This is a genomic window from Massilia sp. Bi118 (assembly GCF_918697865.1).
GTDB lineage: Bacteria > Pseudomonadota > Gammaproteobacteria > Burkholderiales > Burkholderiaceae_D > Telluria.
In genome coordinates, this window is sequence record NZ_CAKKMV010000003.1 from 392,719 (window position 1) to 407,160 (window position 14,442).

Consider the following 14,442-nt stretch of genomic DNA (forward strand, 5'->3'; position numbering starts at 1 on the left):
TCAGGCGATGGCACGCCAGGTAGCGAATCCCGCGATGCAGCAGGCAATCGAGCCCAGCAAATGCGCGCCGGCATGCCCCAGCGCCCAGCCGTAATCACCCCGTTGCAGCAGCACCATGGCTTCACCGGAAAAGCTGGAGAAGGTGGTCAGGCCGCCGAGGAAGCCGGTGATCGCGAACAGCCGCCACTCGGGCGACAGGCCGGGATACGAACCGAAGAAGCCCAGCGCCAGTCCAATCAGGTAGCCGCCGACCAGATTGGCCACCAGGGTGCCAAGCTGTATGTGCGAGTGCAATTGCCCAAGTGCAACGCTCAGGCCCCACCGAAGCCAGGCGCCCAGCATGGCGCCAACGCCAACCGCAAGCCAGCTCATCGTTCGGCACGCTTCACAGATCGACCTGCAGCCCACTTCGCCCGGGCGGCATCGTCACTGACGCGGGCATCGACCCAGCGTGCGCCTGCCGGGGTCTGTTCCTTCTTCCAGAACGGCGCCTCGGTCTTCAGGTAATCCATGATGAATTCGCAGGCCGCGAAGGCTTCGCCGCGGTGGGCACTGCTAACCGCCACCAGCACGATCTGCTCCATCGGCGCCATCGGGCCGACGCGGTGCACGACCAGCGCGCCGTACAGGGGCCAGCGCGCGCGCGCCTGTTCGACGATGTCCTGCAGCGCGCGTTCCGTCATTTTCGGATAGTGCTCCAGCTCAAGCTCGGCGACCCTGGCGCCCTCGTTCAGGTCGCGCACCGTGCCGATGAAGGACACGACGGCGCCGATGCGCGGGTCGCCCGCACGCATCCGCGCCACTTCCGCGCCGAGGTCGAAATCGTCCTGCTGTACCCTGACTTCATTGAAGAACTGCGTAAAGCCCGCGCTCATTTGCCCTCCCGGGCCAGGCGCATGAACAGCTGCTCGATGCGCGACGCGGTGCGGGCGTCGACCAGGGCCGGCAGCGCCGCCAGTTCGCGCAGCTGGGCGCTGCCGCCCGCTTGCCCACCCTTCTGGCCATCCCTGTGGCCGGCGCCGTGACCCGCGCCGTGACCCGACTTCAGCGAGGACTGCAGCACCTCGACCTGCAGCTTCAGGCGCTCGCGCGCGAACTCGGGGCCGCTGTCGATGCCGGCGCGGATCTCTGCGCGCAGCAGCTCGTTCAGCAAGGCGCCGCGGTTGCGCTCCAGCAGCTGGGCATAGCCGTCGCGGCCTTCCGGCAGCGCGCCCAAGGCCGCGTCGAAGCGGGCACGCAGGGTGCGCTCCATGTCGGCGTCCAGCGGCGGCAAGGCGCTCCAGCGCGCTTCCCAATCGGCGTCGCCGGCGCCGCCTCCGCTCGCAACCTGCTGCTCCAGCGCCTGCACCAGGCGCAGCTTGTCGCGCAGCTGGCTGGCCTGGGCCAGGCTGGCGGCGCGCCGGGCGGCTTCCAGCTGGTGCTGAATCTGGGCCACCGCGGCGTGGTAGCGCTTCTCGACCCGCGCCTCGTGGGCGCGCGGCACCGGGCCGATCGCCTGCCATTCGGCCGCGGCGTCGCGCAGCAGCTTGCCGGCGCTGGCCGGGGTCACATCCGCGGCCGCGGCTTCGAGTCGCGCGCTGATCGCTTCCTTGGCGGCTTCATGGGCGCGGCGCTCGATGTCGGCCTCGTGCATGCTTTCCTTGCGGCGCTGGAACACTTCGTCACAGACTGCGCGGAAGCGCTGCCACAGCGCCTGTTCGCTCTTGCGCTCGAGCGGCAGCGCGCGCGCATGCTCCTGCCAGCGCTGCTGCAGGGCGCGCATGGTGTCGAGCGCGTGGCGGTCGTGCGGGTCGATCGCGGCGGCGGCCTCGATGATTTCCTCGCGTTCCGCCATCTCGCCCTTGCGCTGTTCTTCCAGCGGCCCTTGCAGGGTGTTCAGGGCGTCGGTGAACAGCGAATCGAGACGTTTCTTTTCCTTGCGGTCGATGGCGCCCAGGTGGCTCCAGGCCAGGCGCAGTCGCTGCACGGTGCCGGCCACGTGCTTCCATTCGGCTTCGCCGGACTGCAGGCGCGCGATCTCGGCGTTGGCTTCGTCGATCAGGGCCTGGCCGCGCGCGGCGTTGGCGTGGCGTTCGTCGGCCAGGTGGCGGAAGTGGGCGGCCGCCGGCGCATAGGCCGCGCTGCATGCGGCGTCGAAGCGCTCCCACAGGCTTTTCGGGGCCGCGCCGGACAGGCTGTCGAGCGCCTTCCAGCGCTCGCGCATGGTGCCGACCTTCTTGGCCAGCTCGCTCATCGTCAGGTTCTGGGTCGGCAGCGCTTCCACGCTCTTGATCAGCTCCTCACGCGAGACGTTGCCACCCCAGCGCGCCCAGTCGGACAGGCGCTTGAGCTCGGCGCGCACATGGGCCAGGCGGTCGGACTGGGCCGGCGTCAGGTGCATGCCCCGCATGTTCTTCTCGCGCGCTTCCTTCAGCCCCTTGTCGAGTTCGGCGGCGGTGCCCAGCGAACCCTGCTGCAGGGCCGCTTCCATCGCATCCATGGTGTCGAGGAAATGCTGGTCGGCGCCGCGCGCCCTGCCTTCGCTCCTGGCCTCGCCCTTGCCCTGGCCTTTCGGCTTGGCGGCCGGGGTTTCTTTCGGTTCGCGCGGCTTGCGCGCTTCCGGCTGCGGCAGGCTGGCCAGCAAGGCGTCGAAGCGCTGCTGCAGCGCGGCCATGGCCTCCCCCTGCGCGCCCTGCCGGGCTTGCGGCAGGCGCTGCCATTCCTTGCGCAGCACGTCCGGGTTCTGCTCGGCGGCGGGTTTTTCCTGCTGGGCGGCAAGGAAGGCTTCGCGCGCCGCCAGCGCGGCCTGGCCGGCTTCGATTTCGTGCAGGCTGGCCTGCAGCTTCTGGGCTTCCAGGCCGACTTCGGCCACCAGGCCGCGCGGCAGCGAGGTGTGCTCGGGGGCCTGCAGGGCCTGGGCCTGTTCCTGCGTGAGCGCCTCCAGCCTGGCCGCCAGCTCGGCGGCCGGCAGCGGTTCGGACGGCAGCCGGCGCAACGCGGCCAGGCGGTCGATCATGGCGCGCTGCAGCTGCACCTGGGCTTCCAGGCGCTGGGCCAGCGCGGCCCGCACGGTACCGAATTCTTCCTGCAGCTCAGGGGCGGCGATCACCGCCCACTTGCGGTCGAGGTCGGCAACATGGTTGGGCGTCAGCAGCTCATCCTTGAGCAGCGAGCGCGCCTGTTCGAGCATGGTCTCGCCGCGCCGGCGCTCGGCTTCGCGGTGCCGGTGGGCGTCCAGGCGCGACTGCATCAGCTTGGCGACGCGGCGGTCGGTATTGCGCATCGCGGTATGGACGCGCTCGAGCAGCTCGGGACTCTGGATGAATTCGGCTGCGGTCAGGCGCAGCTCGGAAAATTCGCATTGGAGGACGAATTCCACCGCGGCGGCCTCGTCGCCCTGGATCTGGCTCAGCTTCTCGGCCTGCAGCGCGCGCTGCGGCGTCGCGGCGGCGCCCGGAACAGCTGCGCCCGTGGAGGCGGCCTGTTCCGCTTGCGCCTCCTGTCCGGCCGGCTGCTTGTCGCCGGGCTTGTTGTCGCCCGGCCGCTTGAATAGGAACTCGAACATGATGAAATCGCACTTCCAAAATCGCCATCATAACAAGAAACCTGATGGCCTCGCGCCGCCGGACTGGCGCGTGCGGACAGCGCATCAGTGCAGTAGGGAAAGCGTGGCGTAGCGCCGCCCGAATTCGGCGCCGGCCGGATCGTGCCCCTGGCCATGGCCGTGAGGCTCGAAGCGTCCACGGCGCGGCTCGATGGGCTCGACGCAGCCGCGCCGCCCTGCCCCGCGCCGCTCGCGGGCCACGGCGTCGTGGGCCAGCATCTGGTTGGCGATCGCGAACCAGGCTTCGCCGCGCACCAGGCTGCGCGCCAGCGGAAACAGCTCGTGCTCCTCGCGCTCCAGACGGCAGCGCAAGGCGTCGGCGCAGCGCTCGATGGCCTCCTGGAAGCTGTCGCGGTCGACGCCGCGCAGGCCTGCATCGACGCAGGCCTCGGCCGCCGCCAGCGCATCGGCGGCGGCGCGGCTGAACTGTTCGAGATCGTGCAGCAGGCCATCGGCCGCTTCGGTATTGCGGCGCAGGGCCGGCACCAGGAACTTGTCCAGCTTGCGCCAGTGGCAATCGTCGACCACTTGCCGCAGTTCCGCGCACAGCCGGGCCGCCTGGCCCGGCGCCAGGACGCCATCCTCGTCCGGCAGGGCATGCAGCGCGTGTACCAGCGACTGCAGCGCCGAGCGCACGGTGGTCTGTTCGACGGACAGGGCAACGAGAGTGTAAGTTGACGTCAGCATTCGGTCTCCGCTCAGTTTTTCGCCAACACAAAGTTCAGCCTGACCGGCATGGTCGGGGCGGGAACCTGGATGGGAGGCGTATGTTTTGAACAGGCCTGAGGAAGGGCTGGGACCCTGTAGTGGTTGTCATCGGCCTGAAAGAGCACCTAGTGTACGGACGGGTCCTGGGGGCGGGTTTGATCTGGCACAAACCGCAAAGCCTCCTCCCCCCATGGGTGGGGGGTGGAGAATGTCGATCAGGCGGTAGCCTGTTGCGGAATGGAAAGCAGGTCTCGCAGAGGCGCGGCAAAGCCCGCGGGATCGGTGCGCGCCACCTCGACCACGGGGCAGCCGTGCCAGCGTGCGCAGCGCGCCACCGCCGCCGCCAGGTCGCGCAGCAGGCGCTCGCTGGGCCGCACCCCGGAGCGCCGGACCGCGGGCTCGAAAGCGACGGATTTCAGTTCGAACAGCCCGGCCGCGCGGTGCGCCTTGGCGTCGACCCGTCCGATGAGCTGGCCGCGGCGCAGCACCGGCAGCGTGAAATAGCCATACTGCCGCTTTTCGGCCGGGGTGTAGCACTCCAGGCGGTAATCGGAGCCGAACAGCTCGAGCGCGCGGCGGCGGTCCCAGACGATGGGGTCGAAGGGCGACAGCAGCGTGGTCACGGTCGGATTCAGGCGCCCCTCTACCGCCTGCTCCAGCAGGCCGGCATGGTCGGCATGCACGAACACCGGCTCTTTCCAGCCCTCGACGCGGGCGCGCAGCAGCAGGCCTTCCTCGATCAGCGCTTCGAGCGGCAGATGCGGCGGCCGGGTGCGGTGGTAATCCGGAATCCAGGCCGCCTTCGCCAGCCCCAGCGCCTTGACCGCTCGCAGTGCGAATTCGCGCCGGACCTCGTCCATGGATGGGGTCTGCGCATCGTCCCAGGGCAGCACGCGCTCGGCCAGGTCATAGACGCGGTGGAAATTCTGGCGTCGCGCCACCATGACCTTGCCGGCCGTAAACAGCGCCTCCAGCGAGCGCTTCTCCGGCTTCCACTCCCACCAGCCGCCGCTCTTGCCATCGGTGCGCTCGAAGTCGGCCGCGCGGGTCGGCCCATTCACGCGGATGTGCTCGAGCACCCGCTCGACCTGCCCGGCATGGCTCTTCATCCAGGACGAGCCGGACTTCCAGCCCATCGCGTGGGTGTCCAGCATGCGGTGGCGGTACAGGCCGTAATCCTCGACGGGGACGAAGCAGGCCTCGTGCGCCCAGTATTCGAACAGCCTGCCCTCGGCCAGCAGCTGCTCGAGCCAGGCCGGCTCGTAATCGCCGAGCCGGCTCCACAGCACGAAGTATGGGCTGCGCGCGACCACGCTGATGGTGTCGATCTGCAGCACACCCATGCGCTGGATCGTGGCCAGCACATCGTCTTTGGTAGCGCGGGCGCGGCGCGGCTGCAGCATGCCCTGGGCCGCCAGGTGCAGGGCGCGCGCGGCGCCGAGGCTAAGGGTGAGTTCGCTCATTTGCTCATTTTATTAGAGGTATTGCCACCTTGCTCATCTGTCCGAGAACTTTTGTCAGCGGCCTGTGGTCTGCGCTATAGTGAGCGCCCTGACTCATCCCACCTCCTGTAAGAAACCCATGCGGCTGCTGCACACCTCCGACTGGCATCTCGGCCAGACCCTGCACAATTTCGACCGGACCTACGAACACCAGCGCTTCCTCGACTGGCTGCTCGAGACCATCGTGGCCGAGCAGGCCGATGCCGTGCTGATCGCGGGTGACATCTTCGACAACTCGAACCCGTCGGCGGCCTCGCAGCGCCAGCTCTACCGTTTCCTGCAGCAGGCGCGCGCAAGCATGCCGCAGCTGGACATCGTGATCGTCGCCGGCAACCACGATTCGCCGGGCCGCCTGGAAGCGCCCGGGCCGCTGCTCGAAGCCCACGGCACCCGTGTGGTCGGCCACGTGGTGCGCGATGCGGAAGGCGCCATCGACATCGAACGCATGGTGGTGCCGCTGACGGGCCGCGACGGCGCGGTGAAGGCCTGGTGCGTGGCGATTCCCTTCCTGCGTCCCGGCGACGTGCCGCGCGTCGACGCGGGCAGTGAGGCCGAAAATGCGGCTATCGACGCCTACCTGTCCGGCATCGCCCTGCTCTACCAGCAGGCCTATGACCTGGCACGCTCGCGCTGCGCGAATGGCGAAGCGATCCTCGCGATGGGCCACTGCCACATGGTGGGCGGCGATGCCTCGCCGGACTCCGAGCGCCGCATCCTGATCGGCGGCACCGAAGCCCTGCCCTCGTCGATGTTCGATCCGGGCATCGCCTATGCCGCGCTGGGCCACCTGCACCTGGCGCAAAAGGTCGGCAAGCAGGAGCACCTGCGCTATTGCGGCAGCCCGCTGCCGCTGTCCTTCGCCGAGATCAATTACCAGCACCAGGTGCTGCGCATCGACCTCGACGGCGGCAAAGCGAAGGAGATCGTGCCGCTGCAGGTGCCGCGCGCGGTCGACCTGCTGCGCGTGCCGGCCCAGCCGGCACCCCTGAAACAGGTGATTGCCGAGCTGGTGGGCCTGGACCTGCCGGAAGCGCCGTTGCACGAACAGCCCTATCTCGAAGTGCGGGTGCTGCTGGACGGCCCCGAGCCCAGCCTGCGCGCCCAGGTCGAGGCGGCGCTGGAGGGCAAGCCGGTGCGCCTGGCGAAGATCGAGCCGACCCGCAAAGTCGTCACCATGCCGGGCGTCGATACCGCCCTGAGCCTCGACCAGCTGGCCCAGCTGCAGCCGGACGACATCTTCCGCCGCCTGTGGCAGCAGCGCTTCGGCGAGGATGCGCCGGACGATCAGCTGGCCGCCTTTGCCGAATTGCTCATTGCAGGCGAGCGGGGGGAACTGTGAAGATCCTGCGCATCGGCGGTAAAAACCTGGCTTCGCTGGCCGGCGAGTTCGAAGTCGACTTCGAGAAGGAGCCGCTGGTGTCGAGCGGCCTGTTCGCCATCAGCGGCCCCACCGGCGCCGGCAAGAGCACCCTGCTCGACGCCCTCTGCCTGGCCCTGTACGACGCCACCCCGCGCCTGCTCAAGGGTCCGCGCGCCGGCAACTTCCTGCCCGACGTCGGCGACGACATGCTGTCGGTGCAGGACCGCCGCACCCTGCTGCGGCGCGGCACCGCCGAGGCCCATGCGGAAGTCGACTTCGTCGGCAACGACGAGGGCCGCTACCGCGCGCGCTGGAGCGTGCGGCGCTCGCGCAACCGCGCCGGCGGCGCCCTGCAGCCGGTCACCATGAGCCTGCACCGCCTGCCGGACCTGAACCCGATCGGCGCGACCAAGACCGAGGTGCTGGGCGAGATCGAGCGCCGCATCGGCCTCTCCTTCGAACAGTTCACGCGCTCGGTGCTGCTGGCGCAGAACGAGTTTTCGGCTTTTCTCCGCACCGACGAGAACGAGCGCGGCGAACTATTAGAGACCCTGACCGGCAGCGCGGTCTACAGCGACATCTCGCGCCGCGCCTTCGAGCGCTGGCGCCAGGAACAGGAAGCGATGCGGCGCCTGACTTCGCGCCTGCAGGACCAGGCGCCGCTGTCGCCCGCCGAGCGTGATGAACTCGAAGCCCAGCATGCGCAGGCAAACGCCCAGCTGGCGGCCGTCGATGCCTGCCGCGCCGCGCTGGAAGAACGCCTGCGCTGGCACCAGGAGCTGGCGCGCCTGAAATCGGCGGAGACCGGCGCCGAAGCTGCGCTGACTGCCGCGAAGACTGATCTGGACGCCGCCGCCGAACGTCGCCGCCGCCTCGCGACCTTGGACGCCGTGCAGCCGGCGCGGCCGCTGATGGCCGACCTCGCGCGCCTGGCCGACGAGCAGCGCCAGGCCCAGTCCCAGCTGGCGGCCGGCGAGCAAGAACTGGCGCGCGCGCTGGCTGCCCAGCAGGAAGCGCTGCGCGGCCAGATCGAGGCCGAGCGCAAGCTCGAAGCGGCCGAGGAATCCCTGCGCGCCGCCGGCCCGCAGCTGGACCGCGCCAAGGCCCTGGATGCGACCCTGGACACCTTGGTGCCCGCGCACGCCAAGGCGCGTGCGGCGCGCGACGAAGCCCTGGATGAAGCGCTGAAGGCGGAGGCGGCGCAGCAGGCCCAGGCCCGTGAACTGGCCGCCGCCCGCGAATCGCTGCAGGCCACGATCGCCTGGCTGGACCGCCAGCGCGCGCTCGAGGGCCTGGCCGGCCAGTGGGCGCGCTGGGAACAGCGCCTGGTGCAGGCCGAGGAAGCAGCGCGCCAGGATGCCCGATCCGCGGCCGCCCTGAACGAGGCCAGGGCCGGCGCCGAACAGGCGGCCAATGCCGCCCAGCGCACCGCCGTGGCCCTCGAATCCGCAACCGCGCTGCTGGCCACCCGCGACGAAGCCCGCCGCGCCGCGAGCGAAGCGCTGGCCGCGATCGACGACGACGCCTTGCGCGGCGAACGCCGCCAGCTGGACGCGCGCCGCGAGCGCCTGGCTTCGCTGGAACAGACCTGGAAGGTCTTGCGCACCGCCCGCCAGCGCCTGGCAGAACTGGACGCCGGCGCGCAGCAGGCGACTGCCGCCGGCAAGGCCGCGCAGGAAGCGCTGGACGCCGCGCGCGCCGCCGGCATCGCGCTGGACGCCCAGGCAGTCCAGGCCGAGCGCCTGCTCAAGGGCGCCCAGCTGGCCTGCGCCGACGGCGTCGAAAGCCTGCGCGCGACCCTGGTCGACGGCGATCCCTGCCCGGTCTGCGGCGCCGAGGACCACCCCTACCGCCACCAGGACGAACGCCTGCACGCGGTGCTGGCGAGCCTGGCCGAGGAACTGGCGGCGCGCCGCCGCGAGCAGCGCGACAACCTGAACCTGCAGGCGGAACAGCGCGCGGCTTTCGATACCGCCGCCGAGAAGCTGGCGCAGCTCGGCCGCGAACGCGAAGCCTTGGCCGCCGATCTTCAGCAGCTGGAACAGGAATGGCAGGACAGTGAACTGGCGGCGGATGCTCCCGCGGAAGCCGGACGCCAGGCCTGGTTCGCCGGCCAGGCCGCCCGCCTGCGCGCCGACCTCGATGCGCTGGATGCGCGCGACCAGGGCCTGGGCCGCGCCCGGCTGGCCCGCGACGCCGCCCAGCAGGCCTGGGACCAAGTCAACGCCGAACACGCGCGCCTGCTGCAAAGCGCGCAGAACGCCCAGGGCCAGCTGGCGAAGCTGGACGCCGACATCGCCGGCCTGTCCGCGCGCCGTGATGCCGCGGCAGGCAGCCTGGCCGCGCTGCAGGCCGAACTCGACCCGGTGCTGAGCGATGCCTGTGGCGACGGCTGGCAGCGCGCCTGGCAACAGGACCCGGCCGCCTGGCGCGGCGCACGCGCAGCCCAGGCCCGCGAATGGCAGGAACGCTCTGCGCTCCAGGCCCGCCTGGCCGCGAATATCGACACCCTGGCCGCCGGCCAGTCGGCCCTGGACGAGCGTGTTGCGCAAGCCCTGCGCCAGCGTGATGCCGCCCGCCAGGACTTCGAGCGCATCGATGCGGACCTGCGTGAACGCCGCGAGGAACGCGCCGTCCTGTTCGAGGGCCGCAAGGCGGTCGAGGTCGAGCAGGCGCTGGGCGCCGCGGTGGCGTCCGCGCGCCAGTCGGTGGCAGCCTGCCAGGCGGCGAGCCTGCAGTCGGCCCAGCTGGAAGCGCGGGTGCGCGCTGCGCAAGCCCAGGCGCTGGGCCGCATCGCCGACCTGCAGGGCGCGTCCGCCGATGCGGCGACCCGCCTGGCGCAGTGGATCGAGGACTTTGCCGGCAGCGACCCGGAGCTCGAACCGGTCGAGAACGAGCAGCAGCTGGCCAGCCTGCTGGCGGTGGGCGCGGCGCGCATCGTCCAGGAGCGCGAAGCCTTGCTGGAACTGGACGGCCGCGTGCGCCATGCGTCCGCGGTGCTGGCCGAGCGGCGCGGACAGCGTGAGCAGCACGAGCGCCAGCAGGCTACCCTGCCCGCTATTTCAGAGATAGAAGAGGCCGAGGCCCCGGCGAATGCCGACAGCGTCGCGCGCCTGCTCGACAGCGTGCAGGCCGAGCGCCGCACGGTGCACGAGACGGCCGCCAGCCTGGCCGTGCGCATCCGCGAGGACGAGCAGCGGCGCGAACGCGCACGTTCGATGATGGACGAGATCGAGCGCCAGCGCGCCATCGAGGAGCGCTGGGCCAGGATGGCGGAGCTGATCGGTTCCGCCGACGGCAAGAAATTCCGCAACTACGCCCAGCAGTTCACGCTGGACGTCCTGCTCGGCTACGCCAACATCCACCTGGCCCAGCTGGCGCGCCGCTACCGCCTGGAGCGCGTGGCCAGCCAGGCCGGCCCCTCGCTGGCGCTGATGGTGCGCGACCAGGACATGGGCGGCGAAATCCGCTCGGTGAACTCGCTGTCGGGCGGCGAATCCTTCCTGGTCTCGCTGGCCCTGGCGCTGGGCCTGGCGTCGCTGTCTTCGAACCGGGTCAAGGTCGAGTCGCTGTTCATCGACGAAGGCTTCGGCAGCCTCGATAGCGACACGCTGGGCGTGGCCATGGATGCGCTGGACGCGCTGCAATCGCTGGGCCGCAAGGTCGGCGTCATTTCGCACGTGCAGGAGATGACGGAGCGGATTTCGACCAAGGTCTTGGTGCGGCCGGCTGGTGGGGGGAGTAGCGCGATCACGGTTCAATAGTATCCCCAGTGCTAAAATGCCCGCCTTCCCGTCGTTCCCGCGCAGGCGGGAACCCAAGTTCTGCATGCGTTACCGACGTGCGTGCAACTTGGGTCCCCGCCTCCGCGGGGACGACGTAACCAATATCACATCCAACCATGAACAAACCCGCCCGTTTCCTGACCTTCAAGTGCGCCAAATGCACCAAGCCGGTCAAGGTCACCCTGCAGAAAGTCTCAGCCTGCTCGCACATCCAGCCCTACCAGGGCATCTGCGAATGCGGCGAGATCAAGCGTCACGCCACCGGCAATCCGGAGGCCGTGAAGTCCTACGTCGAGTCGAACGAGCTCCACTGGCACCACCACCATTGATCGGGCGTCCGTGAACATCGAACGCATCCACTGGATCGAGAACGGCGAGGAACGCTCGGCGGCCTGGCGCTCGGAAAGCGGCTGGCCGGCGCCGAAGAAAGTCGTGCTGGCAGACGACACCATGAATGCCGACACCGCCTACCGCCTGGCGCTGGAAGGCACCGGCCTGCTGTGGCGCGGCGACTTCCAGAACGCGCGCCAGCTGCTGCAGGCGCTGGTGCGCCGCATCGAGCACAAGGGCGGACGCGCCAGGCGCGCCAAGGCAGCGGCAAAGCCGGCGACCCTGACCGAACAGTTCCACCGCCACCGCCTGGCCCAGCTGCAGCGGGCCCGCACGCTGGCGATGCTGCTGATTCCCTTCGAGGCCGACTACACGATCCCGCTGCGCCGTGCGCCCGAGGTCGGCGAAGCCTGCCTTGAGGCCTATGGCCCCGGCGCGGAAACCTTCGTCGCCTCGCTGCGCGAACTGCTGGGCGTGATCGGCGCGCACGAGTGGCGCCGCAAGGGCGTCTTCATTCCTGTGCTGGATGAGCGCATCCACCCGTGGTACGGCGTGTTCTCGCCGGTGCGCGGCGAATACGTGGAACTGGTCGCGCAGGCGCCCCTGCCCGCCGGCGCATCGAACAAACTGGCCTTCGACATCGGCGCCGGTACCGGTGTGTTGTCGGCGGTGCTGGCGCATCGCGGGGTGGAAAAGCTCATTGCAACCGATATGGACGAGCGCGCGCTCGGCTGCGCACGCGCGAACATCGAGCGCCTGGGCCTGCAGGGCCAGGTCGAGGTGGTGAAGGCCGACCTGTTCCCGGAAGGCCGCGCCGGGCTGGTGGTCTGCAATCCGCCCTGGCTGCCGGGCAAGCCGAGTTCCGCCATCGAGTACGCGGTCTACGATCCGGACAGCCGCATGCTGCGCGGCTTCCTGGCCGGCCTGAAGGAGCACCTGCTGATTGGAGGCGAGGGCTGGCTGATCCTGTCCGACCTAGCCGAGCACCTGGGCCTGCGGTCGCGCGAGCAGCTGCTGGGCTGGATCGCCGGCGCCGGACTGGCGGTCGCGGGACGCCACGATATCCGCCCCGTGCATCCGAAGGCGTCCGATCCGGACGACCCGCTGGCGGCGGCGCGCATGCAGGAAGTGACCTCGCTGTGGCGGCTCCGCATCGGCTGAACAAATAGCCTGATTTGCACTTCAGGCCCGGACGCGATACAATAGCGTTCTCAGACGCGGGGTGGAGCAGTCTGGCAGCTCGTCGGGCTCATAACCCGAAGGTCACAGGTTCAAATCCTGTCCCCGCAACCAAATACTGTACGACAGAAGCCCGACTCTTGAGCCGGGCTTTTGTTTTCTGGGCCAGCGCAGCGCATGAGAGACAAGAAAGACAACGCCACCTTCGACCTGCCGGGCTTCGAGCCGGCCGCAGCGGACGAGGCGCTTGCTCCCGAACCGAAGCGCCCCGCCCAGCGCACCCGCCGCAGCACCCTCAAGCAGGAACAGATTCCTCTGCTGGATTTGAACGAGACCGACGCCTCCGGCCTGCCGGTATGGAAGTCGGATCCGGATCTGGATTTGACCGGCTTGCCGGTTTGGAAGCCGGCGGCGTAAGCTATACCACTACATCGTCGTTCCCGCGCAGGCGGGAATCCAAGTTCGGCGAGTCGCCACGAAAGTCAACTTGGGTCCCCGCCTGCGCGGGGACGACGTGCTTATGTCCACACTTCACTCCACGGTCTCCTTATGTCCGACACCTCCTTCGCCACCCTCCAGCTCCCCGCCCCCTTCCTCGCCAACCTGACCCAGCTCGGCTACCACGACATGACCCCGGTCCAGGCCGCGACCCTGCCGCTGGCACTGGGCGGGCGCGACCTGATTGCGCAGGCGAAGACCGGCAGCGGCAAGACCGCCGCTTTCGGCATCGGCATGCTGCTGCGCCTGAACCAGGCGCTGTTCGCGGTGCAGGGCATGGTGCTGTGTCCGACGCGCGAACTGGCCGACCAGGTGGCGAACGAGCTGCGGCGCCTGGCGCGCGGGATCGGCAACGTCAAGATCGTGACCCTCACCGGCGGCATGCCGATGCGCCCGCAGATCGCCTCGCTCGAATTCGGCGCCCACATCGTGGTCGGCACGCCGGGCCGCATCCAGGATCACATCGGCAAGCGCACCCTCGACCTGGCGCGCCTGCGCACCCTGGTGCTGGACGAAGCCGACCGCATGACCGACATGGGCTTCTACGACGACATCGCGGCCATCGTGCGCGAATGCCCCTCGCACCGCCAGACCCTGCTGTTCTCGGCCACCTATCCGGACGATATCCGCGAAGCCACCGGGCGCTTCCTGAACAATCCGGAAGAAGTCGCGGTCGAGACCCGTCACGAGCCGACCCGCATCGCCCAGCAGTTCTATGAAATCGGCTTCGACAACCGTTTCGAGGCCGCTGCGCGCCTGCTGGTCCACTTCCGTCCCGCCTCCGCGATCCTGTTCTGCAATACCAAGGCACGCTGCAAGGAACTGGCCGACTACCTGCGCGAGCACGGCTGGTCGGCGCGCGCGCTGTACGGCGAGATGGAGCAGCGCGACCGCGACGAGACCCTGGCCCTGTTCGCCAACCGCAGCTGCACCGTGCTGTGCGCCACCGACGTCGCCGCGCGCGGCATCGACGTCGCCGGCATGGAAGCCGTGATCAACGTCGACGTTTCCAAGGACCCGGAAGTGCACGTTCACCGCATCGGCCGCACCGGGCGCGCCGGCGAGAGTGGCCAGGCGCTGACCCTTGCCGCGCCCAACGAGAAGAAATGGGTGAAGCTGATCGAGGACTACCAGCAGGCGCCGGCCGAATGGCATCCGCTGGCGGAACTGGGCGAAGACAGCTATCCCGACGGCCCGGCGCCGATGATGACCCTGTCGATTGCCGGCGGCAAGAAAGACAAGCTGCGCCCCGGCGACCTGCTGGGCGCCCTCACCGGCGACGCCGGCCTGCACAAGGACCAGGTCGGCAAGATCCAGATCGGCGAATTCTTCAGCTACGTGGCGCTGGACCGGCGCGTGGCGGAACAGGCCTTCGAACGCCTGAACGGCGGCAATCCGCTCGGTCCGGAGTTCGGCACGGTCAAGGGCCGCAACTTCAAGATGCGCTTTATTGACGTCTAATACTGCTGAGTTGTAACCGTGCGTAACAGGCGCGCA

General features: G+C 69.5%; 11 protein-coding genes and 1 tRNA gene. 7 read left to right on the forward strand and 5 right to left on the reverse strand.

Annotation, left to right across the window (positions count from 1 at the left end; genetic code table 11):
- From crcB to LQV39_RS06500, 5 genes are all read right to left on the reverse strand, one after another.
- Positions 1-372, reverse strand: a complete 372-nt coding sequence (gene crcB, locus LQV39_RS06480; protein ID WP_230021737.1) for a fluoride efflux transporter CrcB — start codon at positions 370-372, stop codon at positions 1-3.
- Positions 369-875 carry a molybdopterin synthase catalytic subunit MoaE gene (gene moaE, locus LQV39_RS06485; protein ID WP_230021747.1) on the reverse strand — a complete coding sequence of 169 codons (507 nt, stop codon included), beginning with the start codon at positions 873-875 and terminating at the stop codon, positions 369-371. Before moaE ends, crcB begins: the two co-directional genes overlap by 4 nt.
- Positions 872-3,544: a DUF349 domain-containing protein gene (locus tag LQV39_RS06490; protein WP_230021758.1), complete on the reverse strand. Its 2,673-nt coding sequence runs from the start codon at positions 3,542-3,544 to the stop codon at positions 872-874. The genes moaE and LQV39_RS06490 overlap by 4 nt, the downstream gene beginning before the upstream one ends.
- Before the next feature lie 84 nt (positions 3,545-3,628).
- Positions 3,629-4,270 (reverse strand): hemerythrin domain-containing protein, encoded by a 642-nt coding sequence (locus LQV39_RS06495; protein ID WP_230021763.1) that lies wholly within the window; start codon positions 4,268-4,270, stop codon positions 3,629-3,631.
- A 236-nt stretch (positions 4,271-4,506) separates the two neighbouring features.
- Positions 4,507-5,754, reverse strand: a complete 1,248-nt coding sequence (locus LQV39_RS06500) for a winged helix-turn-helix domain-containing protein (protein ID WP_230021773.1) — start codon at positions 5,752-5,754, stop codon at positions 4,507-4,509.
- 118 nt (positions 5,755-5,872) lie between these two features.
- Between LQV39_RS06500 and LQV39_RS06505 the strand changes: the two genes are divergently transcribed.
- From LQV39_RS06505 to dbpA, 7 genes are all read left to right on the forward strand, one after another.
- Positions 5,873-7,132, forward strand: a complete 1,260-nt coding sequence (locus LQV39_RS06505) for an exonuclease SbcCD subunit D C-terminal domain-containing protein (protein ID WP_230021775.1) — start codon at positions 5,873-5,875, stop codon at positions 7,130-7,132.
- Positions 7,129-10,917, forward strand: coding sequence for an AAA family ATPase (locus LQV39_RS06510; protein ID WP_230021777.1), 3,789 nt, complete (start codon positions 7,129-7,131; stop codon positions 10,915-10,917). Before LQV39_RS06505 ends, LQV39_RS06510 begins: the two co-directional genes overlap by 4 nt.
- A 137-nt stretch (positions 10,918-11,054) precedes the next feature.
- Positions 11,055-11,267, forward strand: a complete 213-nt coding sequence (locus LQV39_RS06515) for a hypothetical protein (protein WP_230021779.1) — start codon at positions 11,055-11,057, stop codon at positions 11,265-11,267.
- A gap of 10 nt (positions 11,268-11,277) precedes the next feature.
- Positions 11,278-12,429 carry a class I SAM-dependent methyltransferase gene (locus LQV39_RS06520; RefSeq protein WP_230021781.1) on the forward strand — a complete coding sequence of 384 codons (1,152 nt, stop codon included), beginning with the start codon at positions 11,278-11,280 and terminating at the stop codon, positions 12,427-12,429.
- A 55-nt stretch (positions 12,430-12,484) separates the two neighbouring features.
- A tRNA-Met gene (locus tag LQV39_RS06525) sits at positions 12,485-12,561 on the forward strand.
- Between the two features lie 63 nt (positions 12,562-12,624).
- Positions 12,625-12,864 (forward strand): hypothetical protein, encoded by a 240-nt coding sequence (locus LQV39_RS06530; RefSeq protein WP_230021783.1) that lies wholly within the window; start codon positions 12,625-12,627, stop codon positions 12,862-12,864.
- Between the two features lie 132 nt (positions 12,865-12,996).
- A complete protein-coding gene (gene dbpA / locus LQV39_RS06535) occupies positions 12,997-14,406 on the forward strand; it encodes an ATP-dependent RNA helicase DbpA (protein ID WP_230021784.1) in 1,410 nt (469 codons plus the stop codon).
- Positions 14,407-14,442: the final 36 nt, after the last annotated feature.